22 protein-coding genes are annotated in these 26376 nt (G+C 67.2%); 5 read left to right on the top strand and 17 right to left on the bottom strand.

Features of this window, described 5'->3' with window-relative positions; all coding sequences use genetic code 11:
• Positions 1-1504 (bottom strand): Hsp70 family protein (locus BST27_RS10285; RefSeq protein ID WP_083148455.1); only part of this gene is annotated, 1504 nt, incomplete at its 3' end.
• A 246-nt stretch (positions 1505-1750) separates the two neighbouring features.
• Between BST27_RS10285 and BST27_RS10280 the strand changes: the two genes are divergently transcribed.
• Positions 1751-2284 carry a nuclear transport factor 2 family protein gene (locus BST27_RS10280; protein ID WP_069421268.1) on the top strand — a complete coding sequence of 178 codons (534 nt, stop codon included), beginning with the start codon at positions 1751-1753 and terminating at the stop codon, positions 2282-2284.
• Here BST27_RS10280 and BST27_RS10275 read toward each other — a convergent pair.
• Together BST27_RS10275 and BST27_RS10270 are read right to left on the bottom strand one after the other, a co-directional pair.
• Positions 2277-2933, bottom strand: a complete 657-nt coding sequence (locus BST27_RS10275) for a L,D-transpeptidase family protein (protein ID WP_069421267.1) — start codon at positions 2931-2933, stop codon at positions 2277-2279. The two genes, BST27_RS10280 and BST27_RS10275, sit on opposite strands and share 8 nt — an antisense overlap.
• 60 nt (positions 2934-2993) lie before the next feature.
• Positions 2994-3668 (bottom strand): phosphatase PAP2 family protein, encoded by a 675-nt coding sequence (locus BST27_RS10270; protein ID WP_069421266.1) that lies wholly within the window; start codon positions 3666-3668, stop codon positions 2994-2996.
• A 57-nt stretch (positions 3669-3725) separates the two neighbouring features.
• Here BST27_RS10270 and BST27_RS10265 point away from each other — a divergent pair, with 57 nt between their 5' ends.
• Genes BST27_RS10265 through BST27_RS10255 form a run of 3 tightly spaced genes read left to right on the top strand, consistent with a single transcriptional unit; the run spans position 3726 to position 6348 of the window.
• On the top strand, positions 3726-4208 hold the full coding sequence (locus tag BST27_RS10265) for a hypothetical protein (RefSeq protein ID WP_069421265.1): 483 nt from the start codon (positions 3726-3728) through the stop codon (positions 4206-4208).
• A 46-nt stretch (positions 4209-4254) separates the two neighbouring features.
• A complete protein-coding gene (bluB, locus tag BST27_RS10260) occupies positions 4255-4911 on the top strand; it encodes a 5,6-dimethylbenzimidazole synthase (protein WP_069421264.1) in 657 nt (218 codons plus the stop codon).
• 33 nt (positions 4912-4944) lie between these two features.
• A complete protein-coding gene (locus BST27_RS10255; RefSeq protein ID WP_069421263.1) occupies positions 4945-6348 on the top strand; it encodes a sulfatase family protein in 1404 nt (467 codons plus the stop codon).
• Here BST27_RS10255 and BST27_RS10250 read toward each other — a convergent pair.
• On the bottom strand, positions 6337-7122 hold the full coding sequence (locus tag BST27_RS10250) for a trans-aconitate 2-methyltransferase (RefSeq protein ID WP_069421262.1): 786 nt from the start codon (positions 7120-7122) through the stop codon (positions 6337-6339). The two genes, BST27_RS10255 and BST27_RS10250, sit on opposite strands and share 12 nt — an antisense overlap.
• Before the next feature lie 220 nt (positions 7123-7342).
• Here BST27_RS10250 and BST27_RS10245 point away from each other — a divergent pair, with 220 nt between their 5' ends.
• Positions 7343-8539, top strand: a complete 1197-nt coding sequence (locus BST27_RS10245; protein ID WP_083148457.1) for an alpha/beta hydrolase family protein — start codon at positions 7343-7345, stop codon at positions 8537-8539.
• Here BST27_RS10245 and eccE read toward each other — a convergent pair.
• The 13 genes from eccE to BST27_RS10180 all read right to left on the bottom strand — a co-directional run bounded on the left by eccE (position 8526) and on the right by BST27_RS10180 (position 26366).
• Entirely contained in the window at positions 8526-9539 is a 1014-nt protein-coding gene (gene eccE / locus BST27_RS10240; RefSeq protein ID WP_069421261.1) for a type VII secretion protein EccE, read from the bottom strand. The two genes, BST27_RS10245 and eccE, sit on opposite strands and share 14 nt — an antisense overlap.
• Positions 9536-10924 carry a type VII secretion-associated serine protease mycosin gene (gene mycP / locus BST27_RS10235; protein ID WP_069421260.1) on the bottom strand — a complete coding sequence of 463 codons (1389 nt, stop codon included), beginning with the start codon at positions 10922-10924 and terminating at the stop codon, positions 9536-9538. The genes eccE and mycP overlap by 4 nt, the downstream gene beginning before the upstream one ends.
• Entirely contained in the window at positions 10921-12336 is a 1416-nt protein-coding gene (gene eccD / locus BST27_RS10230; RefSeq protein WP_139805091.1) for a type VII secretion integral membrane protein EccD, read from the bottom strand. Before eccD ends, mycP begins: the two co-directional genes overlap by 4 nt.
• Before the next feature lie 128 nt (positions 12337-12464).
• On the bottom strand, positions 12465-13349 hold the full coding sequence (locus tag BST27_RS10225; protein WP_069421258.1) for an ESX secretion-associated protein EspG: 885 nt from the start codon (positions 13347-13349) through the stop codon (positions 12465-12467).
• Between the two features lie 19 nt (positions 13350-13368).
• On the bottom strand, positions 13369-13659 hold the full coding sequence (locus tag BST27_RS10220) for a WXG100 family type VII secretion target (protein WP_069421257.1): 291 nt from the start codon (positions 13657-13659) through the stop codon (positions 13369-13371).
• A gap of 26 nt (positions 13660-13685) precedes the next feature.
• On the bottom strand, positions 13686-13979 hold the full coding sequence (gene esxG, locus BST27_RS10215; protein ID WP_069421256.1) for a type VII secretion system protein EsxG: 294 nt from the start codon (positions 13977-13979) through the stop codon (positions 13686-13688).
• Between the two features lie 36 nt (positions 13980-14015).
• Positions 14016-15584, bottom strand: coding sequence for a PPE family protein (locus BST27_RS10210; protein ID WP_069421255.1), 1569 nt, complete (start codon positions 15582-15584; stop codon positions 14016-14018).
• 3 nt (positions 15585-15587) lie between these two features.
• The gene (locus BST27_RS10205; RefSeq protein WP_069421254.1) at positions 15588-15896 is read right to left on the bottom strand and encodes a PE family protein; all 309 of its coding nucleotides are present in this window, start codon (positions 15894-15896) and stop codon (positions 15588-15590) included.
• Positions 15897-15898: 2 nt separating this feature from the next.
• Complete coding sequence (gene eccCa / locus BST27_RS10200; RefSeq protein ID WP_069421253.1) at positions 15899-19909, bottom strand: type VII secretion protein EccCa; 4011 nt, start codon at positions 19907-19909, stop codon at positions 15899-15901.
• Positions 19906-21525 carry a type VII secretion protein EccB gene (eccB, locus tag BST27_RS10195; RefSeq protein WP_069421252.1) on the bottom strand — a complete coding sequence of 540 codons (1620 nt, stop codon included), beginning with the start codon at positions 21523-21525 and terminating at the stop codon, positions 19906-19908. Before eccB ends, eccCa begins: the two co-directional genes overlap by 4 nt.
• Positions 21522-23417: a type VII secretion AAA-ATPase EccA gene (eccA, locus tag BST27_RS10190; protein WP_079220000.1), complete on the bottom strand. Its 1896-nt coding sequence runs from the start codon at positions 23415-23417 to the stop codon at positions 21522-21524. The genes eccB and eccA overlap by 4 nt, the downstream gene beginning before the upstream one ends.
• A 425-nt stretch (positions 23418-23842) precedes the next feature.
• On the bottom strand, positions 23843-24745 hold the full coding sequence (locus tag BST27_RS10185) for a class I SAM-dependent methyltransferase (RefSeq protein ID WP_069421251.1): 903 nt from the start codon (positions 24743-24745) through the stop codon (positions 23843-23845).
• Between the two features lie 22 nt (positions 24746-24767).
• Complete coding sequence (locus tag BST27_RS10180) at positions 24768-26366, bottom strand: PPE family protein (protein ID WP_139805090.1); 1599 nt, start codon at positions 26364-26366, stop codon at positions 24768-24770.
• Positions 26367-26376: the final 10 nt, after the last annotated feature.

The following is a 26376-nucleotide window of genomic DNA, read 5'->3' as shown; positions in this document are numbered from 1 at the left end:
AGGCCGACAGCGCCACGCTGGCCGTCGTCGAAGTCGCCGACGGCTCGATTGTCGACCTGCATCGGCAACCGCTGGGAACGATCGGGTGGTGTCGCGGACTCCGGTGCTGTTCGGTGGTGGTCAACGTGACTGCCACACCGCCGATGGCGGTTACCGCCACCGCGGCGCACAGCCCGATCAGCAGTTGCGATACCCGGAAGCGCCGCCACGGCGGGTCTTTGGGCCGGTCGATCACGTTCAGCCGCATCGACCAGCAGGGGCCCTCTTCGTTGAAGGCATCGCCGCGGAACCGGACCGGGAGGTCACCCGTGAATTCGGTCTGCGACCAGGCGAGCTCACGATCAGTCATCGCGTCGCAGTCGATCACCATCACGTCGCCGGCCGGCAGTTCGATCAGGCCGGTGCCTGCGTGACTGCCGGCATGTGCCGAAACCAGCCCCAGGGACATCCGGGTCCGGAAATCCACCTCCTTGCCGCGGGTGGAGAGCAGCAACGCGCCCGTCGCCGCCGCGCACGCCGGTTCGGCGGGGGTGAGGACGGGCAACCGGGTGTGGACCGAAAGACGTTCGGTGATAAGCGGAATGTTCGCGCCGCCACCGACCGTCACCAGCGCAGCGAGGTCCGTCCAGGTCGAGTTGCTGCGTGCCAGCATGTCGTCGAACGCGTAGATGAAGGCAGTCAGACGGTCATGGAACAGGTCCTCGAGTTTGTCGCGGCTCAGTTCGATGACGGCGCTCGAGCCTCTCAGCTCGGCCAACAATTGGGTTGTCGTGTCGACGGACAACAGTTCCTTGGCGACGCGGCACTGTTCTCGCAGTAACCCGAGCTGAGCGAGCGCGGCCGTGTCGTCGGGGTCGATATCGTCGTGGCCGAGTTCGTCAATGACGAACTGTAGCAGTGCCTGGTCAATCTCGGCACCGGAAAAATCTTGGTACCGCATGGTGGCGCTGATCGGCGTGAAGTCCGACTCGGTCTCCAACAACGTGACGTACGTGCCGGAGCCACCGAAATCGAGCAGCGCCACCGCTTTTCCATCGGGCATGCCCAGTTCGGAATTCACCGCCGTCAGGGCCGCAACGGTATCCGGGACGAGTCGAGGCGCCATGCCGCTGCGCACGAATCCAATGTGCGTCCGCAGGCCGTTGCGCAGCGCCTGGGCGGTTCTGGCGTTCCAATACGCCGGAACGGCAATGGAAATCTCGGCCGAACTGGCATCCACACCGACGGTGGATACCATCGCATCCAAGGCCTCAACCATCAGCAGGGCCGGATCGTGCGTCGAACCGTCGGGCGACACCAGCGGAACCCGATCTCCGAGCCGTTCCACGAAACCGCCCATCAACGTGCCGGGTTCGGTCAGTTCCGGATCTTGTTCCGGCGTACCGACTTTCGGCGCGCAGTGCGGATACAGGGTCAACACAGTGCGGCGCGTCACCGGTGTTTTACCGTTGCACGCCGCGACCAGGTTAGTGGCCCCGATCGACAAGCCGAGCGGGTCATACATAGAACGAAGACTTTCGGCGATAGGTGGTGTCCTGCATGGGCGTCCAGCCAGCGTTAACCATAGCCGCGGGCGCCGCGTATGCCGTTAGTTCACAACCTTATTGGTATCCGGTCGATGTCGTGTCGTCACCGAAACGGTATACCCGGCACCTTGACAGCAGCTGGCGGATCAGACCGTCGTGAGGGGCAGCGAACGCCGCGGCTCGAACTGAACAACCCCAGCCCGTCCAAAGCTACTCACGAGGCGATGTGCTGCAATGGCCTGATGGGCCTTGCACACGACGCTGACGCAGCCAAAGACATTGCCGCGATCCAACAAGTCAAATACCGCTACCTGCGCGCGCTGGACACCAAGCACTGGGACGACTTCGCCGACACCCTGACCGAGGACATAAAGGGCGACTACGGCTCATCGCTCGGCAAGGAACTGCACTTCACCAACCGCACCGAACTGGTCGACTTCATGCGCTCCGCGATGCCCGCGAGCGTGGTGACCGAACACCGGGTGACCCACCCGGAGATCACGGTGACCGGCGACACCGCTACCGGCGTGTGGTACCTGCAGGATCGCGTCATCGTCGCCGAGTACGACTTCATGCTCATCGGTGCCGCCTTCTACCGGGACCAGTACCGACGCACCGAAAACGGTTGGAAAATCAGCGCCACCGGCTATGACCGAACCTACGAGGCGACGATGTCGCTCAAGGCGCTCGACTTCAAGTTGACACCCGGGCGCGCCATCGCCGGCAACGAGGCCGGCGAGCAGGCCGACGCTACTTAGCGATTGCGATCACCGCACCCGGCCGCAGCCAGCGGATGATCTGCACCAGGGTGGCGTCGTCGATGGCGACACACCCTGCGGTGGGGCCACCGTCGGTGGTGTGAAAGAAGAAGGCGGCACCCCCGCCCGGGACCTTGTTCTTGTTGACGCCCATCACCACCGCATGCTTGTACTGCGGGATTTGCAGGTTCTCGCTTTCCGCCAAATTGAACGGACACTTGGACTTTTCGCATACCTGCATGGTGTTGAAGGTGGGGCTGCTGTCGTCGCCGCTCCACCAATGATTTGGTCCGACCTGTGTATACGGCAGGCCACCACCGGGATTCGGCGCGGTACCGAATGCAGAGTCGAGGCTGTACACGCCCATCGGCGTGGCCGGATACCCGCTCTTGGCCTGCGGCGCCATCCCCGCCGAACCGACATGGGTCGGGATACCGGTTTCCAATGGTTGCCAGCCCGCGGCGGTGCGTTGGTAGACGTCCATCTTCGCGTTCGATCCACCGGTCGACACGACCGAAACCACCTGTGTTGCATTGCCAACCGAGTTGGCGAACCACGGGTTGCCCGCCGCGAGCGTCATCGGCGGCAGGGCTACAGCCAGGCCGACCAGGCACACCGCAGCACAAAGGAAGGCTCCCATTCGGCGCATGACTTAAATGGTCAGGCGGGCCGAATCCTTAGGTCAAGTAAAGGTTTAGCTCCGGTTGAGTCACCGCGTTGTGACCAACCGGCCCGGCTCCGCGCGCCTTAGTGGTAACGGCCGAATTAGCCACAGGCACAGCAGGAAGTACAGGTAGCCCAATGCCCACCCGGCGATCACGTCCGACGGATGGTGCACATTCAGTGCGACGCGGGCGACGCCGACGGTGATCACGCTCAGCGCGGCCAGCACTACGGCAGCGACCCGCATCGCCCGGCGTCGCACCACCGGCAACAGGACCGTCAACACGGCCAGCACGGCGGCCATCGCCTCCAGCGCGTGTCCCGAGGGAAACGACGTGGAGCTCGCATGAACCAGCGCGGTTGCTGGTCGCGGGCGATCGGCCAGACCCTTGGCCGCAAGTGTCACCAGACCGTTCAGGGTCGCGCAGCACAGCAGCAGCAACCCGATTCGAACCTGGCGCTTCACCAACGCGACCGCCGCGGCCACCGCGCCCAAAATCCGAATCGGCACCGGCCCCAGGACGAAGGACACGGCATCCCAGAACCGCACCCAGGCCACGTGCTTGATCCCTATGCCATAGGCCGGGTTCAACAGCCACCAATCGAACGTGTGCAGCCAACCCCAGTCCTGTCGGTGCCCCACCCACAACACGACGTAGAGCACGCCCGCCGCCACCGCCAACGCCGTGGCCAACAGCACTGACCACCGCGGGGGACGCATGCCTCCACGGATACCAGCACTAATGCGTCACCTATCCGACGGCCCCATACTGGCCTCATGGCGGTGTTTCTGCGCAAGCTGTTCGGCATCGGCAAGCTGCCGGAGGATTTCCGGGCTCAACTCGAAGCGGAAGGCATCCTGTTTCTCGCCGAGTACGTCGCCGTAACCAGGCGATTCAGCGGTGCCATCCCGGGGTTGCGCGCGGCGCACAGCGTCGCCAGCTACGCGGGTTCGCTGGCCCTCACATCGGAACGAGTGGTCGGCACGTTGTCGTCGTTACCCAAGCTGGCCGGCCGGGTGATCGATGTCGCGTGGGACGCGCCGCAGACCGGTGCCGCCACGGCCGAGATCGGACCGAACGGTCTGCAGATCGAACTGGATGTGGGCAAGGTGGACCCGAAGTTTCACGGTCACCTCTCCCTGCACTTCAAGACCGACATCCCCGAGGACGTGCTGGCCCGGCTGCCGCTGCGCTCGCTCGCCTTCGATGTGCCGCCCGAGTACGTCTTCCGCGCGGTTGGCGCTACCTATAGCCCCTGACCGGTCCCTGACTCGAGCGCGCGTGCCCGCTTCTTACGATGGGCCGGTGCCCGACTACGCGTTCACCGCAGCGGAGCGTCAGGCGGTTTACCGCGCGATCTCGGAGCGTCGTGACATGCGCCGCTTCGCGCCCGGCGGTGTGGTGCCCGACGAGGTGCTGACGCGACTCCTGCAGGCCGCGCACGCCGCGCCCAGTGTCGGGTTGATGCAGCCGTGGCGGTTCATCCGGATCACCGACCGTGAGCTGAGGCGCAGCATCCACGCGCTCGTCGACGAGGAACGGGCGCTGACCGCGCAGGCTCTGGGCCCACGCGGCGACGAGTTTCTGGCCCTCAAGGTCGAGGGCATCCTGGATTGCGCGGAACTGCTCGTGGTCGCACTGTGCGACAACCGCGACGAGCACATCTTCGGGCGGCGCACGCTTCCGCAGATGGATTTCGCGTCCGTGTGCTGCGCTATCCAGAACCTGTGGCTGGCCGCTCGCTCCGAGGGCCTCGGAATGGGTTGGGTTTCGCTGTTCGATCCGGCGCGGCTGGCGTCGTTGCTGCAGATCCCCGACGACGCCGAACCGGTGGCCATTCTGTGCCTCGGCCCGGTACCAGAGTTTCCCGAACGGCCTCAGCTGGAGCTGGACGGCTGGACCGTGGCGCGGCCGTTGCCGGAGTTCGTCTCAGAGAATCAATGGGTTGAGCGGGTACCGTAGCCGCGGCGAGCGAACCTGGAGGGGTGACTTTTCATGACCAGTGACCTCGGGCACGACAACGTCTTGATCGTGCACTGGCACGACCTGGGGCGCTACCTGCACGTCTACGGCCATGACGACGTCGTGAGCCCGCGACTGGACCAGCTTGCCGCCGAAGGCATTCTGTTCACTCGGGCGCACGCCACCGCTCCCCTGTGCTCGCCGTCCCGCGGCTCGCTGTTCACCGGTCGCTACCCGCAGGGCAACGGCCTGGTCGGCCTGGCGCACCACGGCTGGGAATACCGGCCCGGTGTCCGCACCCTGCCGCAGATACTGGGCGAATCGGGTTGGTACTCAGCTCTTTTCGGAATGCAGCACGAGACGTCTTTTCCGACGCGGTTGGGCTTCGACGAGTTCGACGTGTCGAACTCCTACTGCGAGTACGTCGTCGAGAAGTCTCGCGAATGGTTGCACCACAGCGTCCCTGCCCTGGCCGGCCAACCGTTCCTGCTGACCGCCGGGTTTTTCGAGACCCACCGGCCCTACCCCCATGACCGCTACGAACCGGCCGACAGCGCGACCGTCCAGGTGCCCGACTACCTGCCCGACACCCCCGAGGTACGTCAGGATCTGGCAGATTTTTACGGCTCCATCACCAAGGCGGACACCGCCGTCGGCGACCTGCTGGACACCCTCGCCGAGACGGGACTGGACGCCAGCACGTGGGTGGTGTTTTTCACCGACCACGGAGCGGCATTCCCGCGGGCGAAGTCCACGCTCTACGACGCGGGAACCGGGATTGCGATGATCGTCCGACCACCCACCGGGCGGGCGGTGCGTCCCCGGGTGTACGACGAGCTGTTCAGCGGGGTCGACCTGCTGCCCACGATCCTGGGCCTGCTGGGTCTCGACATCCCGGCCGATGTCGACGGCCTGTCCCACGCGGCGGCCCTGCTCAGGCCGGATCCCCGCGACAAACCGGTTCGCGACCACGTGTACACCACGAAGACCTATCACGACTCGTTCGATCCGATCAGGGCGATCCGCACCAAGGAGTACAGCTACATCGAGAACTATGTGCCGCGGCCGCTGCTGGACCTGCCTTGGGACATCGAGGAAAGCCCGTCCGGGGTGGCCGTCGCCCCGTTGGTCAAGACGCCGCGGCCGGAACGCGAACTCTACGACCTGACTGCCGACCCCACCGAATCCAACAACCTGCTGGCGGGCGCTCCCCCCGGCGACCCCGTGGATGCGATCGCAGCGGATCTTGCTTTCCGACTACATGATTGGCGCCAGCGCACCAACGACGTCATACCGTCGGACTTCGCCGGCACCCGCATCTCGCAGCGCTATACCGAGACCTATTTGAAGATTCACCGCACCGCCCCTACCAGCCGGTCGGCGATCGCGCACGACCGCGGCATCGAGGAAGAGGTCACACCCGGTCTAGGCCCGTGAGCGGCGCGCGCCACCGACTTCGGCGACGATGAACACCCTGCGGAACGGGAAGATGGTGATGCCGTCGGCGCGGGGTGGATAAGCATCGTCCAGCAGCGGGATGAGCTCCCGACGAAACTGCTCCCAGGTCTCATCGTCGAGGCGCTCGCGTACTGGGACCAGCACGGTGCCGGTGATCCAGTCGAGCACCGGATGTTCGCCGGTCAGCTGGTGCAGATACGTCGTCTCCCAGACGTCCACCTTGCAGCCCGCGTCCAACAGCAGGTTCGCATAGTGACTCGGCGAGTGCACCACCGCGCCCGCACGAAACGGTATGTCCCGCATTATCTTTGCGTAAGGTTCGCGGCGTGCGAGCGCGCGCACCGCGGCGTGCGAGGGGGTCTCGAAGTTACCCGGCATCTGCACCGCCAGCCACGAGCTCGGCCCCAGCTGATCCACCCAGCGCAGCAGCAGGTCGGAGTGCTCGGGCACCCAGTGCAGCGCCGCGTTGCTGACCACGACGTCGGTGTCCGGCCGGGGAACCCAGTTGCGCAGGTCGCCGGTGCTGGCGTCGATCCCCCGCTCGCGGGCGGCGGCCACCATCTCCGGCGAGTTGTCGATCGCCTCGATCGTCGCGCCCGGCCAGCGCTTCAGCAGGGTCTTGGTCAGATGTCCGGGACCGCAGCCCAAGTCCACCACCCGGCGTGCCCGCTCCGCGCCGACCCGCGAGATCAAGTCGTAAAACGGGCGGCTGCGGTGATCCGCGAAAGCCAGGTAGACGTCGGGATCCCACATATCGGTCCTCCTGATCAACACCAATGCCCATAGGTGCTAAGGACAAACCTATTACTGGAGATGGTGGTAAGGCGCGCAGAACCGCCATTCCAAATTGACCAAAGCGTCGAATTCTATCGAATCCAGCAACCATCGGCGGCACCAGCGGGCTACCATCGGCGAGATGCCCGATAAATCGTTGGCCGCCGAAACACCGCCCGACGAGGTGGCCGGAACCTCGATGGGGCCACAACAGGATCCCATCGACCCACCCCTTCCCATCCCGGATGTGTCGGGCGCCGATGCCGGCGCCGAGGGACTGCCTCCACTCTCCGACCTGTCGCTGCGCCAACCCGCGGTGGTCGAGGCCTCAGCGCTCGGCGACGTCGCACTGCGCACCGCCGCCTCGTCCCTGTTGTCGGTGACGGTGGCACCGGCGGTGGTGGTCAATACTTTGCGCCGCAGGAATTCCGTGAGCGAGCGCAGCAGCCTCGACTTCTACGCCGAGCTGGCGACCGAGCGCGACCCGACGAAGTCGTTCCCAGCGCCCACCCAACCACCCAGAGTGGTCTCCCGCCGGGCCAGCGCGCTGGCGGAGTGGGTGGTGCACGGCACCGTCGACAACATCTCGTTCGAAAGCAGCTTCCGCGCCATGAACCCCACCATGCGCAAGCAGTGGGGTTCGTTGTCCGCCAACAACATCGTGCACGCGCAGCACTGGCGCCATGACGACGGTCCGCGCCCCACCCTGTGTGTCATCCACGGCTTCATGGGCTCGTCCTACTTGCTCAACGGCATGTTCTTGTCGCTGCCGTGGTACTACCGGTCCGGCTACGACGTCTTGCTGTACACGTTGCCGTTTCACGGCAAGCGCGCCGAACGGCATTCACCGTTCAGCGGGTTCGGTTACTTCGCCCACGGGTTGAGTGGATTCGCTGAGGCGATGGCCCAGGCCGTGTACGACTTTCGCTCCGTCGTGGACTATCTGCGCCAAACCGGAGTCGAGCGCATCGCACTGACCGGCATCTCGCTGGGCGGCTACACGTCGGCGTTGCTGGCCGCCGTCGAGGACCGGCTGGAAGCGGTGATACCCAACTGCCCCGTCGTGCGGCCGGCACTGCTGTTCGAGGAATGGTTCCCGGCCAGCGCACTGGTTGGACTGGGGCTCAAGCTCACCAGCATCAGCCGGGACGAGCTGAACGCCGGGATGGCCTACCACTGCCCGCTGACCTATCAGCCGCTGCTATCCAAGGACCGACGGATGATCATTACCGGTCTGGGCGACCGCATGGCTCCGCCGGAACACGCCGTCATGCTGTGGGAGCACTGGGACCGGTGCGCGCTGCACTGGTTCCCGGGCAACCACGTTCTACACGTCAGCCAGCTGGACTACCTGCGCCGGATAAGCCCGTTCCTGCAGGGCTTCATGTTCGAATGACCTCGGTGGCGGCCTCGCTGGGCGCACCACGGTGGTTCCCCGCGGCAGGAGCGGGCCACACCAACTGGTTGAGCAGATCCCCGAACCCGTTGGTGTGCCCATCGAGTCGCTGGGTCGACAGCGGATCCAACGCCAGCAGGGCCGGTAACTGACTACCGCGTTGCAGCGTCAGCCCGCCCACCGGCGCCCCACCACCCGGCCGTTCATCGGTGCGGAAGGCGCACGCTGCGGCGACGGTGAGTTGACTTCCCCGGCCGGACGCGCTGCCGATCTCCAACGCGGTCCAGGTTTCGCGTGCCGGATGCGAGCGGATCGCGGTCAACCTCTCCGCCAGGCCGGAATCCACGCTGACCCGATACGCCGCAACGTAATCCGAGTCGCTGTGGCGTACCGCAGACCAGGTTTCCCGCGCATCCGGCGCGATCAGCTCCGGCACCTCGTCTGCTCCGACAGTGCTTGCCTCCCAGCCGTTTTCACGCAAATGATCGGCTAGCCGGCGGGCCGCCACCTGAGCGGTCTCGTGCAGTGGGATCTGGGACGAGCGCGCCTGCAGCGCCGCCAAGTTGTCGGCAGCCGAGACGATCAACCCGACCCATGTCTCCCGGTCACCGGATGCGGTGTCGCGGTTGGTGATTCGTATCGCGTCGGCGCGCACGCCGTAGCGATCCAGGTACCGGGCGATGAGCGGCAACGGCAGCACGTCCCCGTTGGAAGCGGGGGCGCCGATTCGCAGCAGTGCCGTGGTGCGCGTGTCGATTCCGGCCTCGGGCTTCGGGCCGGACCGGCGTCCCAGGATCGCCACCCGGCGCCGAAGAATCGTGGTGAAGTGGAGTCCACGCCACCACCCGAACAGCAGGATCACCAGCGCCAGCGCGACGCCCAGCACCCAGCGCTCGCGGGTCGACTGCCACGGGTAGGCAAGGACTGCGGGCACCACGGCCAGCAGCCCCAAAGTGATGCGCCCGCTGCCGGGTACAGGGATTGATCTAGTCACGCTCACGGGAGAAGTTCCTTTCGTCTGCGCGTTATCGCGACAGTCGCCGCGGTGATCGCTACCAGCAAAGCCAGCGTCGCCGCTCCGGCGAACGCGATGTTTCGCGGCGTGGTGTCTTTTGGCGCCGGTGGCGGCGGGACGGCGACCGGCTTTACCGTCGTGGCGTCGGGCGCGTTGGTCGGCAGTTCCCAGGTCAATGCGGCCACCGCGTCGACGTGGCCGGCACCGACCACATTGGACGGCGCCCGCGCGCCGTCATGCGCGGTGGTGGTGAGGCGGTTGACCACCTCGGTCGCGGATAGCTCCGGATATCTGCTGCGCAACAGCGCGGCCACGCCCGAGACGTAGCCGGACGCGTAGCTGGTGCCATTCAGCGTGACGAGTTGCCCGTGGTCGTCGGGCAGGCCGTTGGCCAGACCGCCCCCGTCTCCGTTGCCCACCGAAAGGATCTTCTCGCCGGGTGCCGCGATGCCGACCCATGGTCCGGCCATGGTGAACTTGGAAGGCTGCCCCTCCGGGGTCACGGACGCGACCGACAACACGTAGGGCTGCCACCACGACGGGATCGAAATCGAGGTGACGCCCGCCCAGTTGCGCGGGTCATCCGGGTGACTCAGGTCGGTGAGCGGGTTGGAATCACAGGACGATCCGCCGGCGGCCGAACCGGTAGTCCCGCTGTTGCCGGCAGCGGCCACGATCACCACGTCCTTTTCCACCGCCGCGTAGCGGATTGCCGCACCCAGCGCCGCCTGGTCGACCGGACGGTCGGCGGGCAGACAGGTGATGGCGGAGATGTTGATCACCCGCGCGCCCAGGTCTGCCGCGTGCACGATCGCGCGCGCCAGTGCAGCGATGTCCAAAGACGCTCGCGCGATCGTCGGATCGCCACCCGGGGTGCGCGGCGAAAACTTGGCCGAGGTGACCCTGATGGACAGCACCCGCGCGGCCGGGGCTACCCCGGAGAAACCGTCGTCACCAGGCTGACCGGCGATGATCCCGGCCACCAAGGTGCCGTGTCCGTCGCAATCGCTGAGCCCGTCGGTGGTTTCGACGAAGTCACCGCCGGGTTCGACGTTGGGCAACCGGGGACCCGGCCGCACCCCGGTGTCGATGACCGCCACCAGCTGACCTTCGCCGCGGGAAAACTGCCATGCCGCAGGCAGATTCAGCACGGCTTGGCTGGCCGTCGGCGCGCTGGTGTCGGTGCCGGGGATGAGGCCGGTGACGCTGCACGCACCGCGTTGCTCCATCGGCTGGATGGGCCCGGGAGCGCCGGGAGGCGGCGGCACGGCCGGGTCCACCTCGGGTTTGTTGATGGCCAGCGCTGACGGACAGGTCCACATCACCGCCGCGAATGTGGCGGCGAGGCAGGCTAATCCGCGTCGGGTCATCGATTGAGCACCCAGGCGAACAGTCCGACCAGGTAGGCCAAGACGGGGATCAGCGACGCGTCGATGCCGGACGCGAGGAAGCCCAGCAGACGGCGCAGCGGCAGCGAATAGCTCTCCGGCGAGGCGATTCGCGGGTTCAGCGCCACCACGACCCACACCAGCACGAGCAGTGCCAGCACCAGCGCGGCGCCGAAGGCGGCCGCGAAACGCCCTGTCGCGCCGTAGATCACCAGCAGGGTGCCGGCCACCAGATAAGGCTGAGCCAGCAGCCAGGCCTTAGCCGCGGCGGAATCCCACACCCGGGCGCGCAGCGTGGCCGCGGCCGCGGTGGCAGCCACCACGTACCAACCCGCGACGCTCACCGCCTCCGGCCGCAACGCGACAGCGACCGAACCGAGCGCACTGAGCAGCACGGCCGCGGCGATGAAACCGCTTTGGTGCGCGTCGCTGATGCGCACTCGCCGCGGCAGGTCCTCGAGTACCCGCAACGATGGCGCCGAAGGGGTGGGGTCGCCCGGGGCCGGGATGACCGGCAACGGGAAGCGGGCCCACAGCGCGGAGAGTTGAGCCGCCTCGATGGTGACCAACAGCGCGGCGACGATCAGCGCGGCGCCGATGGTGGAAATCGGGAACTGCCAGAGCAATAGCGCGCCGGCGGCCAGTGCCACCCCGGCGCCGACGACTGCCGATGCGGTGAAGAACGCGACAATGCGCTCGCGTTCAGCACTCGGGATCAGCAGGACGATCAGCGACCATGCGGCGACACCGGCGGCAGCCAGCAACACCTGGGCGGGCCCGAACTGTCCGGGCACGGCCAAAGCCAGGGCGGCCGCGATCGGCCCCAGCGCCGCGACCGACAATGCGGCACCCGCACGCGCCGAACGGCCCACGATCAAAAGACCGGCCAGCGCGACGACCAACGCGATCCCGCCGACGGCCAACAGTCCGGCCAGCGCACCGGTGGCCGCCCGGTAGGCGGCGCCCAGGCCGGTGGCCACCAGAGCGACCCCGATCGTGGCCGCCAGCGCACCGCGCTGGATCTGCTCTGTGCCCCATGGGTTTAGCCGTGAGGTCGAGAAGATTGCGGCGGCGTCCGCGATGTCCTCGACGATCCCCGGGGCGGCCGGACCCTGCGGCACGGGTTGCAACGCAAGCAGGTCACCGTCGACGACGCCGACCGTGTCCAGGCTGGCGTCCAGGCTGAACGGTGCCCCACCGATGGGCGCCAGGCTCAGCTGCACCGGCGCACCGGAATCAGCCTCGCCGTCGGCGTCCTGGCCCGAAGGAATGACCAAACGCTGTACCGCGGGCAAGATTTCGCGCAACGGCAGTTCCGCGGGCAGGGCTATCTCCGTCAGGCGGCTATCCGCGAGGATGGCAACGCGGACGATCGGGCTGACGGTACCGGCAATCACAGTGGCCGCCCAAAGAACTCGGCATTGGCATGGCGCCGTGGCTGGGACATCGTGCTCTCTTTCTGGTTCTCGTTGAGGGGGTTCGTGTTACGACAACTGCTACGAAAACTGTTATGACGAAACTGTTATGACGACTGGGTGGTGAAGTCTCGCGACAGCCGGTGCCCGGGGAACCATTCCCCATCCGGCAGACAGGCTGTCAAATGTTCGATCGCGACGGCGGTCGCAAAGGGCGTCCCGGGACTGAACGTCGAGACCCATTCGCCGTCAAAGGCCCGGGACGGACTGACGAGCACCCGACCGGCGGTGGTGTCGACGAGGCTCAGACCGACCTCGGTGGTGGTGTGCTGACCGTCGCGGTTGCAACCCGCGACGATCTCGACGTAGCTGCGCGGGCCGGAGAAGACCGCCTCGACCACCGGCCGGGCCGACGCCGGAATGCCCAGGTAGTCAAGGACTTCGGCGAGCGGCGCACCGGCCCGCAGGCGCTCGTCGGCACGGGCGCCGACACGGGTCGGCATGCTGAACTCGTCGAACCGGGCGGGTGGGCGGTGCTGCAATCCCACGCCGAGCACCGGCACCAGTGCCCGGGCGTCGTCGATATCCATTGCCGTGAAGGTGATCAACTGTGCGCTGCGCAACGCGACAACCGTTTGCGGGACCGCTTGGGAGACGGTCTTGCCAACCCGCTGCGCAACGATGCCGCGCAACATCTCCCCGGGTTCGCCGGCGACGGCGGGCCCGATGAAGCGCATGTCGAGCCACCGGTCTGGGAAGCACACCAGCTTGATCCAGTCGGCGACCACCGGGTTGATGGCACCTTCTGGCGACAACAGACCCATTCGGGTCAGTTCGCCTTTCTGACGATCGATGAACGCGTTCCGCTCCGCGCTGTCACGGTAGGGCGAGGTAATGGCCAGCACCCACGGGAAGCTGCCCGCCCCAACCGTTTCCGCGATGAACCACGCGTTATCGACCGTCAGCTCGACGGCATTGGGTTGTGGATTCATCTAACCCATCAGGCGGCGGTTAGCCGCCCCACTTTGCGGCTTCGGCCTGGTCGCGGGCCAGCATGGACGTGGTGTTGGCCTCGTGCGTGCTGGCCATCGCCTGGTAAGCCCGCACCAGGTCCTCCAGCGCCTGGTTCCACTGCACCTGCCAGGTCTGGTAGGTCACCCCGGTGTCACCCTGCCAGGCGTTCTGCAACGCGGCCTGCTCCGCCGAGATGTCCGCGCCGAGCGACTGCAGCGTGCCGGCGTAGCCCGACATGTCGCCGGCGTGTGCGAGCATCGCCGGGTAGTTGTACGTGATCTGTCCCATCACAAATCCTTTCGCTAGCGGGCCGGTCAGAACCCGGTGTAGGTGGACGCGGCGGCGGCGTCGGCGGCGACGTAAGTGCCGGCGGCGTCACCGAGGTTGGCCTGCGCGATGTCAAGCAACGAGTTGACTCGCGCCGCAACTTCGACGAAGCGGGCGTGTGCGGCCTGGAACGCGGCCGCACCCTCGCCCTGGTGAAAAGCCTGCGCCGACAACGCTGCCTGCTCGGCTTGACCGATGGTGTGGCGCATCAACCCCGCCTTGGCGGCAAAGTTCGACTGCGAGGCCACCAACTGTGGGATGTGCGCATCCAAAAGACTCATGGTTTTCCTTTCTGACGCTTTCGATTTCGGCTTTGTTCAGTCTCGGTGATGCGGTAAACCGTTTCCCCCTTCCTGCCCGTCCTCCCCTGCTTCGGGCTCCCCTACTGACCCTGCTGAGGGGCCGTCCCAAGTCCCAGGCATCATGGGCATGCGCGGACCACCGCCGAACTCGTCGCCGGCCAGCGCCGTCAGTCCCGCCGCTTGCAGCACCCGCTCCTTCCGCCTGGTGCCGGCAAAACCGAGCGTTCCCGCCCCCTGCTCGGAGGCCTGCGTGTCGTACTGCGGCGTGACGTCGAAATCGGAGTTCATGTCCAGGAATTCGTCGCTGTGGTCGTGCAGTTCGGACTTGCGACGCCGCTTGGCCCGTGCAGCGGCGCGACTCTTCGCCGCCACCCCAACCGCCGGGATGGTGGCGGCCGGCGCCTTGACCCCGGTGCGACCACCCACGGTCGGTCCGAGGGCGGGACCCCATTCACCCGGAGCGGCGACCGCGTAGATGAGACCCGTCGCCGCTGGAGCCGGTGTCGGCACGGCGGTGCCGGCCGGGGCGCCCGCCGGCGTCGTCGGCGCCGGTGCGCTGGTGGGTGTTCCGACGGTCGTGGTGAGAGCGGCGGCAGGAAGCTGCTGCGGCTGCGGTTGACCTCCGGGAACGGTGTCCAGGGGCGGGAAGTCGAAGTCGAGATTGATCAGACCGAGGAAACCCAACGACGCCAGTCCGACAGCCACGAGCGGCGGCGCCCACGCGGGCGACGTGCCAAGCGTGATCCAGAAGCCCCAGCCAACGGGCTGCCAGAACGCCTGATACGCCAACGAGAGGAGCAGCGGGCCCCAGGTAACGAGGGCCGCCGACGGATTGGTACCGAAGTCGACCAGGATCTGCTGGATCTGCTCGACCGGATGGGTGAGGAAGTACCAGATCGCGTCGCCGTTGGGCAACGTCTTCACGTACGACTCGAGCGCGGCCACGATGGCGTTGAGGAAGTCGAATTGCGTACCCGCGTCGGCGGCCGGTGCCGCGGCGGCGGTTTGCGCCGAATCGGCCGTCGCCGCTGCGGCCTCGCCGCCGGGAGTGACGATGGTCGGGGCCGCCGTGGTACGGGGGGCCGACGCCAGGGCGGTGCCCGAAACCACCTGATACATGCTCATGGCCGTGGCCGCCTGCACCCACATCCGCACATAGTCGGCTTCATTGAGTGCGATCGGGATCGTGTTCATGCCAAAGAAATTCGTCGCAACCAGCACGCCGTGGATGATGTGGTTGGCGGCGAGCTCGGCCAACGTCGGCATCGCCGCCAGGGCCGTGGTGTAGGCCGCCGCGGCGACTTCGTGTTGCGCGGCCACTTCGGCCGCGTCGGCGCTGGCTTGCATGAGCCATGATACGTAGGGCAGGTGCGCTGACGCATATTGAGCAGCGCTCGGTCCCTGCCACGCCCCCGCTTGAACTCCCCCCAGGAGCCCACTGAGTTCGGCTGCCGTCGCGGCGTATTCGGCGCTGAGCGAGTTCCAGGCGCCGGCGGCCGCCAGAAGCGGCCCCGGGCCCGGCCCACTGCTCAGCAACGCCGAATGCACCTCCGGCGGCGAAGCCATCCAGATGGGCGAACTCATAAATCAGCCGCCTGAAATCCCATACGTCGCCGCGGCAGCTGCATCACCGGCGAGATAGCTGGCGCCGGCGTCGGCGACGCCGACACCCGCGCGGCCGAGCTCTTCGACGCCTTCGGCCGCAACCGCGGCGTGCTCCGCGCCCTGGGCGCTGAACCCGGCGGCGGTCTGCAGCGACACTGGATCCGCCGCCGGCGGGACCACCGCGGTGATCAATGGGGCCGCGGCCGCGTGCGCCGCCGCCAGCCGCGCCGTCAGCGCCTCAACGGCGGCGCTGGCCGCGGCCAATCCCTCGGGAACCACTCGCAACGTCATGACTAACTTCCCTTCTGTTGCGTATCACCGGATATCGCGGCCTCCCCGACCAGCGGGTTGACCAGTTGCACGTAGGTGGGACTGTCGCTGTCGTCCAACAGGATTGCGCGTCCGGCGGGGAGCCGGCTGAAGCGCTGGCCGCGGATCTTGCCGCCGTCGGTCGGGTTGCCCGACAGCAACAGGGTGGTCGCCTGCAGGTCGTTCAACCGGCGCAGCAGCGGGCTGGTCATCAGTCCGTGCGCCGATCCGGACGCCCTCGCCGTGACGATCACCCGCAGTCCCAAATCGGCTGCCTGCGAGAGGATCCCGAGCAGCGGGGTCCAGGGCCGCTGGCCGACGTACGGGCCCGTCAGCGCCGCCGAATCCGGAATCTGGTCGACGTCGTCAATGATCAGGTAGTGGGTGTGGCCGTCATAGCCCCACTGCGACAGCTCGGCCGGGCTCAGGCCCGCCGGCGGGCGCCGCGACTCGATCAGATTCGCCAGACCCAGCATCGCCGGGATGACCCGGTCGATGTTGGCCGTGTACTCGTTGTCGGGGAACAGCGGCTCGTCGACCAGGTGCAGCCGCCGGTCGAGCACCGTGAACGCCACCTGATCGGCGGTGGAGTTCTCGCGGATGGTGCGGATGAGGTGGCGCAGCAGGGTCGTCTTCCCTGACTTGCTGTCGCCGAACACAATAAGCAACGGATTCTCGGCGAAGTCGAGCACCACCGGCGCCAAGTCCTCTTCGCGCTGTCCGATCACGACCTGGTCGGGACCGCGATACAGCGGACCGACGGCGTCGGGTGCGAGGTTGGTGGGCAGCAACCGCACCCGAGGAGCCGTCACGCCCGGGTAGCGGGCGTTGATCGCGGGAATCTGGTCCAGCTCGGGTTGCGCGAACAGGAAGTGCTCGGCCGCCATGGTCAGGCCGCGGCCCGGCTGGTCTGGCGGGACGGCGTCGGCCGGCCGGCGCAACGCACCGACCACCCGGACGTTGCTGTCCCGCGCATCGTGCAGCCGCAGCTCAAGGCGCAGCCCGAGCCCGTCGCGCATCGCCAGCGGCACTTCCAACCAGCTCGGCGTCGTGATGACCACGTGGATGCCGTAGGCCAGGCCCACGTTGACCAGTTCGGTTACCTTTGCCAGCAACGGGTTACGGGTGTTGAACTGATCGGTGTTGTCGCGGCCGAAGGCATACAGGTTGTCGATGACCAGGAAGACCTCGCCGTAACCGTCATCGGGCGTGTTGCCGTTGGTGTGCCCGTTCGAAGAGCCGTTGCCCGGCCGGTCGCGAAACACCTCGCGCTGCTGCCGCGACAGCAACAGCTGTTCCAACTCGCCGAAGGTGCGCCGGATGCGTTCGGGCTCCAGCGCCGATGCGACGCTGCCGACGTGCGCCAGGTGCTCCAGCGCGCGCAGTTGGCCGCCGCCGTAGTCCAGGCAGTAGAACGTGACGTCGCGCGGCGAGTGCAGATTCGCGGCCGAGAGGATGAACGTCTGCAGCGCAGTCGATTTGCCGGACTTGGGTCCACCGTGGATCACCAGGTTGCCGGCCGACGACGTGGCGTCGAACACCAGCGGGTCGCGGCGCATCTCGAACGGCTTGTCGATCTCACCGAGCGGCCAACGCCACTGATGTTGCGGTACGCCGGAGCGGGCGAGCACGGCGCTCAGCGGAATCGGCTCGTCCAGCGGCGGCAGCCACAACTGCGGCGCCTGCGGACCGTAGCGAGCCAACTGCTCGCCGATGGTCGCGATCAACTTCTTCGGCGGTCCAGCCAGTTCCTCTTCCTCGGCCTCGGCGATCACGGTGCCCGGATCGGGTTCCACCGCACCCGCGCTGAACAGCTTCGGTTCTGGAATGGACGGCACGACAAGGGCTTTGGCAACCTGCGGCGGTTCGTAGATGCCATCCACATAGGTGCTGCGGAACTTGATCGGCGTGGCACCTGGCGCGGGCACCAGGAAGCCGATGCCCTTGTGCTCCTTGCCCGATTCGATGTGGTACGCGTCCTCGACACCGATGATCTGGCGAGAAACGCCGGGGCTGGCCACCTTCAACCCGATCCGGTAGGAGGTGTTCTTGTCGATGTCCTTGATCTTGCCGACGTCGAGGGTCTGCGACGCGAACAAGATGTGGATGCGGAACGAACGCCCCTTGCGCGCCACATAGTCGAACAGCTCGGCGTATTCGGGATGGTCGGCCAACATCAAGGTGAACTCGTCGGCAACCACGAACAGCGTTGGGATCGGCGGCAAATCGTGTCCGGCCGCCCGGGCGTTCTCGTATTCCAGCACCGAGTTGAACGCACTGCCCTGAACCTGACGGCCGGCCTCGCGCAGCAGGATCTCGCGCCGGGCCACCTCGCCACGCAGCGTGTCGGCGAAGCGGTCGGCCAGCGACTTCTTCTCTGCCATATTCGAGATGACCGCGACGACCTGCGGGAAGTTGCGGAAGCTGTCGGCGCCCGCCTCACCCTTGAAGTCGGCGTAGATGACAATCAGCCGGTCGGCCGAGTGAGTGGTCAACAGCGACAGCAGAATCGACATCAACGTCTGCGACTTGCCGGAACCGGTCATACCGATCATCAGGCCGTGCGGTCCCATCCCGCCCTCGGCTTCGTCCTTGAGGTCGAACATCAAGGGCTCACCGGTGGCGGTGACACCGATCGGAACGCGCAACTCGTCGTCACGCCGCCGTGGCGCCCACAATGCGGGCACATCCAGCCGGGACGCGTCCGGAATCCCCAGCAGGGTGGTGAAACTCGCGCCACGGGTGGCCGCAGAGCGCAATCCGGTGTGCGTGGGGTTGGAGTCCCACCGGGACAGCCGGCGAGCGAGGTGTGCGGCTTCGTCCGCGCCGAACTGGTCGGCGGCGTCGATGTAGGGCTGCCAACCGCCGGTCTGCCAGCGTTCGATGGCACCGTCGCTGATGCGCAGGATCGGCTTTTCCGGGTCCGAATACTGTTCCCGGTGCGGCTCGGTCGCTGACAGGTGGATGACGGTGACACCCGCCCGCCCCACGGCCAGCGGGGACACCTGCAGGTCATAGTTCGGGTCGTCGACGATGATCAGCAAGTGCCGCAAGGCATCTGCGGGTTCGCCGGTAAACGCCGGTCGATCGACCAGGGCCGAGCCCAGCAGCTCGATCAGCTCGTCGGTGTCGGTGGACAGGTAACGCGCCGGGCCGACGCCGTCGACCTGGCCGGGAATGTCGACGTGCGGCAACCACTTCAGCCACGACCAGTCCGGGCTCTCCAGATCTCGACTGGCCAGCGCCACACCCAGCACCGTGGGGTCGTGCCAGGTCACCGCCTGGGCGATCCAGGCGCGCAACGCGGCCCGCGCTTCGTCTTGAGTGCTTCCAGCGCCGGGCAGGAGAGTGATCCGGGCCAGCTTGGTCACGTCAATTCCGGTCGGCACGTCCCGGACCGTGCGCTGGGTGTCGAGCAGGCTACGTAATGCGCTGTGCGACACCGGCTCCAAGTCGATCTCGTCGGCCGTGTCGTTGACCCGCAGCGGCGTGGCCAAGGGTGCGTCGTGCCGGCCGGCCCGCAGCACCAAGAAGTCGGGGTCGTGCGGGTCGCGTTCCCACTGCCGACGCGAGCCCGGTACGGCGGCCAGGGCGGCCGGTTCGGGGTGGGACCACTCCGCGGCCACCCGCTGCTCGGCAGCGGCGGCCCGGACGTTGTCCCGAACGACCGACAGGTAGCGCAGGTAGTCGGCCCGTTCGGCGTCGACCTCCTCGGTGCGCATCTTGTTGTCGTTGCCGCGGTAGAGGGCCGTCGCTGCCAACAGCAACACGAAGGGGAAGAACAACGTCTGCGGCGAGATCACCCGCATCCCGGTCGCGACCAGCGCAACGATCATGCCGACGATGAGGATCCCGATCAGGTAGGGCAGCGCCCGTCGCAGCAACGACGGCGGAATCACCCGGGGCAATTCCGGCGGGGCCTCGATCGTGATGGTGCCCTTGCGGACAGCGGGCGGCGCCAGTCTGCGGCGCGCTTCGAATACCAGTCTGCTCATCGTGGCGCTCCCTCAGCCGATACCGGACGACCGGGCTTGCTGTCAGCCGGCAGGCCGTCGTGAGCTAGCAACGCGTCGGCGCGCGACAGGGTCGGGCCGGACGCGAACAAGGACAAAATCGACCACGGGATGGCCACCGGTGGACCCTGAAGACCAAGGGCCTCAACGGTTTTGCCGTTCCCACCGGCTACGGATCCATCCGCCTCGGTGTCGATGCCGTACCGCACCCCGGTGTCGGACACCCAGAACAGTGACCCGGTGGGCGGTGCGGACGGGCCGCCGCCCACGGTCTGGGCAAAGTAGCCGGTGCCCGGCGCCAGCGCGACCCGGGAGGCCGTGCCGTTGTTGCCGCCGCCGACCAAGTCCACGGCGTGGATCGACTCGGGCACCGGCAGCGCCGAACCGGACAACAAGCTCAGCGAACTGGTGGCCGCCCCCGCCGGCTTGCTCCAATGGGCGCACGTGACGGGATCGCGGCCGGCATCGACGAGGGTCAGCTGCTGCCCGGGGTACCGCGCGGTGTCCAGCAACCGGGATACGGGTAGCCGGGCGATCTCGTCGGCGCCCAGTCGCGGCGGCTGTTGCAGGCCATAGGAATTGGTGTTGCGCAGGATCGCGGCCAGCACCGGCGAGATGGGCTGCAGGCCGTCCGGCAATACCGCGTAGTACAAGGAGTGTGCCGCGTCGGCGGACGGGTTGTGGTCGAGCGAGTACGCCGTCACCACCCCTCCGATCGGCGCCGGCACCGCGAAGCCTGCCGGGCTGCCGGCGTTCGGGATCACCGGCGGGGCAAGCGCCGGCGACTCGGGGATTGCGTTGAACAATCCGGCAGCGATCGGCCGCGGGGCGGGTATGTCGGCACCCAGACCGAGGGCGCCGGTGACCGCGTGATCGGCCAGGTCGATCCGGCTGCGCTTGCCGTCCCACAGCAACCACGTGCTGTTACCACCCAGGAACGAGGCGTCGACGAGGACCGCATGTCCGGCGGGTAACGCGCCCGCCCGGGCGCCCTCACTGTCCGGCTTGCCGGCAATGACCGTCACGCCCGTGCTGTGCACCGCACGCCCGCCCGCTCCGCTCACGGGGTCGCATACCGTCCACTCGGCGTCGTGGGTGGTGTTTTGCACCATCCGCTCCGGCGCGCCCGGGATACCAATGAGGCTGCCCCGCGGAAACTTGTCCAGCTCAGCGCTTTTCACCGTCGTCGGGTTAACCGGCTTGCCGGCGATGAGCCGGGCCGAGGTCAGGTTGAGCACCGGGTGCAGCCGGTCGCCGACGCGCACATACAGCGCGGCCGTGGAGCGGTCGGCGAGCACGGTGTTGTTTCCTACCTGCCCGTTGGGCCGGATCAGTGAGAACACGAAGCAGCCCGCCAGCCCGGTGATCAAGATCAGCACACCCATCAACACCGCCCGGGACTGGGTGCGCAACGGGTCGACCAACATCCGGGTGTCGTGCAGGGCAATACCCGAGGCGATGCGGCGCACGACGAACCGCCAGCCGGTGACCTGGTGGCGGGTGACGAAGCCGCGTCGGTATTCGATCTTGTCGGGATTCTGGTTCACCGGGGTCCGAGAGGTGAACGAACGGCGCTCTTCCTCTTGGTAGTCGCTCATGCCGGCACCGACAAACCAAGGCCGCGCAGCAGCGGGTCTACCGATCGGGCGACGTCCTGGGCCGTGATGGTCATCAGCTCCTCATCGGTGAACTCGCCGGTTCCCGCATGCTCGGAGTGGTCCAGCCGGAACTCACGTTCTTCCTCGGAACGTTCGACGATGTTGCGGACAAAGCGGCCGTTGCCGGCGATGTCCAGGCTGCGTCGCGCGACTCCGTTGGAGTCAGGTGTCGTGGACGTCGCCAACTTGGCGAACAATTTCTCCAGGTCTTCGAGGGCGGCCTCTTCGAAGAGGCTGTCTCGCTGTTCGGCCATCTTGTGCGCGATCTCCACCAATTCGTGTGACGTGTACGAGGGAAACTCGATGCTCCGGGTGAACCGTGACCGCAGACCCTCGTTGGTGTCGAGGAACTTGTCCAGGTCGGCGCGGTAGCCGGCGATGATCACCACCAGCCGATCGCGGTCGTTCTCCATCCGGGCCAGCAGCGTGTCGATAGCCACCAAGCCGAAGTCGTTCTTGGCGCCGGTCGACACCAACGCGTAGGCCTCGTCGAGGAAGAGGACCCCGTCCAGTGCGCTGTCGATGATGGCGTTGGTCTTGGCCTCGGTCTCGCCGATGTGCTGGCCGATCAGGTCGGCACGGTGTACCTCCCTGATGTTCTCCCGCTTCAGCAGACCCAGACCGCAATAGATCTTGGCGACCACACGCGCGATCGTGGTCTTGCCGGTGCCGGGTGGGCCGGCGAAGATCAGGTGGTGGGTGCGTTGGGCCACGGCGAGTCCGCGCTGCTTTCGCACCAGTTCCATGGCCACCGAACTCTTCAGCCGCGAGACCTGGTTCTTGACCTCTTCCAACCCGATGAATTCGGCGAGTTGAAGCTCGGCCTCGTGGAGCAGCGCCGCCTTGCGTTCGTGGGCCGCGGGATCGATGAAGTCCTCCGCGGTGGGTTCCGTGGCGGGGTCCCACGGGTCCGTGCGGGCCTCGATCCGTCCCGCGGTGGTGGTGACAATGCCGAAGCTGGGGTCGGAGAGCGCGTGCTCGATCTGTTCGTTCTCGGGGTGGGCCGCATACAGGTCCTGCAGCACTTCGGCTGCCGACTCCTCGTCGACGTGCGCGCGCAGCACCAGCGCCTTGGCCAGCGCACCGTCGACGGCCGCCACGGGCACCGGTCCGTCGGGCTCCTCGAGATACGACAACGCGGGAGCGAACATACCCAGCCGCGCCAGGGCGGTGCCCAGGGCGATCTTGGCCGCGTGCGAGAAGGCCTCGTCGAGGTTGGCGTCGTTGACGATCGGCGTCAGCAGCTTGACGACGTCCGACCAGCGCTCGGCCCGGTAGTTGATGACGACAGAGAGCCACCGCGCTTCGCGCCACCCCGGGCGGCGCTGCGAGATGGCGGAGACGATCTGATGGGCCTTGCCATACTCGGCCGGGCCACCGGCCGAAGCCAACGCCGCCGCGTACGCGAGATGGAAGTCGTCCGGTTCGGTGGCGCGGAACCGCAGGTACAAGCCCGTGTCGTAGAGGAAACCGAGCGCCCCGCTCTTCAGCTCGACGTGACGCTGCAACACGCCGGCCGTCGCCGACGTGCGAGAGACCGCCTCGAGTACCCGAACGGAGGTGTCGCCGGAGGCGGCCAAGCCGGTCCAGGCGTCGCATTGATCGTGCGCGATGCGGGTCAGAGCGGTGAACCCCGATCGCGCGGCCGACAAGTCGGCCGGCCGCTGCCGCTCGTAGACCGCGAGCCCCAAGGCCCGGCAACATGTGGCGAAGCGGCTGACTATGTCAGCGTCTACCTTGCCGTTTACCCGAGTCGCTACCGGCTGACCCGGAAGCACGCTGACATCACTTAGTTCCACGCCCCCGATGTCTCCTGAATCTCGTGCGGTCATTGGCCAAACTCGCCCGGACCTAGGCCAGAACCTAGCCCTGAAGTTAGCATTGCATAAGCTAACTTGTCGAGGCACACGATCCCCGCCAATTCCCTGCCAAATTGCCGTTTTTGCAGCATTGACCAGCGCATTACCGAATCACAGGGATCGACAGCGACCATGTGGTCATACGGACTTCTCCATCCCGGGCAGCGTACTTGACACCGCACCCTATTGAATATGGTTTTCATTATCAAGGTTTTGCTGGCGCCGCGCCGGCCGGACTCACAGAGTCATTGCTGATGCACGCCCCGGCGCGGTAAAAGTGCTCTTTAGGCGGCATAAACGGGGTTTGCCATTAACAGTCGGCACCCGGTCCGAAAAAGTTCCTTCGGGTTGCCGAACTTATTAGATATGCGTGAGCCTAATAGGCCCACATCCGTCTACTAGGGCTTGACGGCGGTGACCAGGGTGATGCGATCGAGCATGGAAGCGGGCTCGGAACCCGGATCGGGCAGTGCCCGACCTACCCCTGTTATGTAGTCCGTCAGCGGCGTACCGACCGCCGTCCAGCCCCGCGCGCCGAACCAGTCGGTGGCCGGCGCGTGCTGCTCGTTGTAGACCAATTGGAAGAACGGGCGTTGGTCGCCGTCGGGTGCGGCACGTTCCTCCTCGACCTTGGCGGCGAACTCGTCGGCGGGAAGTGGGGTGCCGTCCTCCACGGCCACGTGACTGCCGCGAGAGGCCAGACCATCGATTCCGCGGAAAAGTTGCTCCTGCGCCGCGGCCGGAAGATAGATCAGCAGCCCTTCGGCAATCCACGCCGACGGCTGAGCGGGATCGAAACCGCTATCCCGTAATGCCCGCGGCCAGTCGTCGCGCAGGTCGACGGCGATCTCGCGGCGCTCGGCGCGCGGCTGCACGCGGTGGGCGGCGAGGACCTCACTCTTGAAATCGAGTACCTGCGGGCGGTCCAGTTCGAAAACGGTGGTCCCGTCCGGCCACGGCAGCCGGAAGGCGCGCGAGTCCAAACCCGCTGCCACCACGACCACCTGTCGGGCGCCGGCATCGGCGGCGCGCTGGAAATAGGCGTCGAAGTATCTGGTGCGAGCGCCCTGGAAAGTGACGAAGTGGGCCCCGAAGTCCTCGCTCAGCAATTCGTGGTCGGGGGCCGTGCCGTCGAGCACGTCTGCCCAGGAACCCCCGACCGCGCGGCAGAACAGCTCTGCATACGGATCTACGGCCAGCGGATCGGGCTTCTGGGCTTCCAACGCGCGTGCCGTCGCCACGAAGAGCGCTGTCGATCCGACGCTCGTCGTGATGTCCCAGGTGTCACCTTCGCTGCGCACCCTGCCGACAGTACGCCGGGTTTTATCCGTCGCCGGGGGGTTCCGGCTTCCAGTTTCCTGGGAGCATGGGCAGCACCGGACCGCCGCCGAACTCGTTGTCGCGCATCGTGGTCAACCCGCCGGCCGTCGGCGCCGCTTCCTGCACCAGGGTGCCGGCGAAGCCGAGCTGTCGCGCACCTTGATCCGAGGCCGCCGACGCCAGCGCCGGTTCCCGGTCCGGCGGCATGGCCCAGTCCGGGTTCACGTCGACATCCATGAACTCGTGGTTGCGCTCCTCGACGGTCGAGCGCCTGCGTCGGCGACGACGGGCTTGTTCGCGCGCCGCAGCTGCCGCGCCCGCGGCGACCGCATCGGGCTCCGGTGCCTTCCGCTTGGCGCTGGCACTCGCGCCGGCGCTCATTCCCGAGCCGAACCCGATGCCCGGCGGGCCCACCAGGAAGGGGAAACCGAATCCCGCCGCCGGAGCGGGGGGCGGTGGGGGCGCTGCCGGCGCAGGGCCGGCAACCGTGCTGGTCACGGTGGTCGGGGCGGGGGCCGCCACGGTGGTTGCGACCGCGCCGACGCCGCCGGGTGCTGTCCCCGCGACGGCGGGCAGCGCGGGCGGTGCGGCGACCGGCGGTGCGAGGGCCGGTACGACGGCGGGCTGGATGGCGGCCAGGCCGGAGAGTCCGGCCAAGCCGGTGACGGCGCCCAGGTTGGCGATGGCGACGCCGAGCGCGGCCGTGACCAGCTGCGGCACCTGAACCACCTGCAGGGCCTGCGCTACGTGGGTCGGCCAGTCGAACTCGGCAAGCTCCACGACGTATTCGAACGCTGCGGCGGGGTTCGTGAAGAGCTGTTGGACAAAGGTTTCAAACTGCTGGCCGAATTCCAGCGAGCGTGCGACCCACCAGATCGGTTGCGATGCGTCCGTGATGTCGTGCATGGGCACACCATTCAGGGTGCCTTCCAGGGGGTCCCAGTTGATCTGCCCGTTGGTGAGCACGCGCAGCAGATTCGCGACGAGGTAGTCCAGCTGTGTCGGGTCCCCGTGGTCGTGGTCCTCGTGGCCTGCTTCATGTTCTTCGTGGTCGTGATCGTCCTCGGCGTGCACGATCTGGGGCGCCGGGGAGGTCTGCGGTGTCGCGGCGACGGCCGCATCGGAGACGGCTTCGTAGGTGGCCATCGCGGTGGCCGCCGCCACCCACATCCGCACGTAGTCGGCCTCGTTGACCGCAATGGGGATGGTGTTGATCCCGAAGAAGTTCGTCGCCACCAACACCCCGTGGATGACGTGGTTTGCGGCAAGCTCCGGCAGCGTGGGCATGGCCGCCAACGCGGTGGTGTACGCGGCGGCCGCGGTCTGGTGCTGCGCCGCCGCCTGGGCACTGGTCACGCTGGCCTGCGTCAGCCACATCAGGTACGGGACGTGGGCCGCCACATACTGTTCGGCACTGGGCCCCGCCCAGGCCCCGCCCTGCACCGCGCCCAGCAGTGCGGCAAGTTCGTCTGCCGCCGCGGTGTATTCGTTGCTGAGCGCGGACCACGCCGTCGCCGCCGCCAACAACGGGCCGGGCCCCGGGCCGCTGCTCAACAGCGCCGAGTGGACCTCCGGCGGCGACGCCATCCAGACCGGGGCCATCACGGCCGCC

The sequence above is a fragment of the Mycobacterium intermedium genome, assembly GCF_002086275.1.
GTDB classification, from domain to species: Bacteria; Actinomycetota; Actinomycetes; order Mycobacteriales; family Mycobacteriaceae; genus Mycobacterium; species Mycobacterium intermedium.
This window is presented reverse-complemented; position numbering and strand designations above follow the sequence as displayed.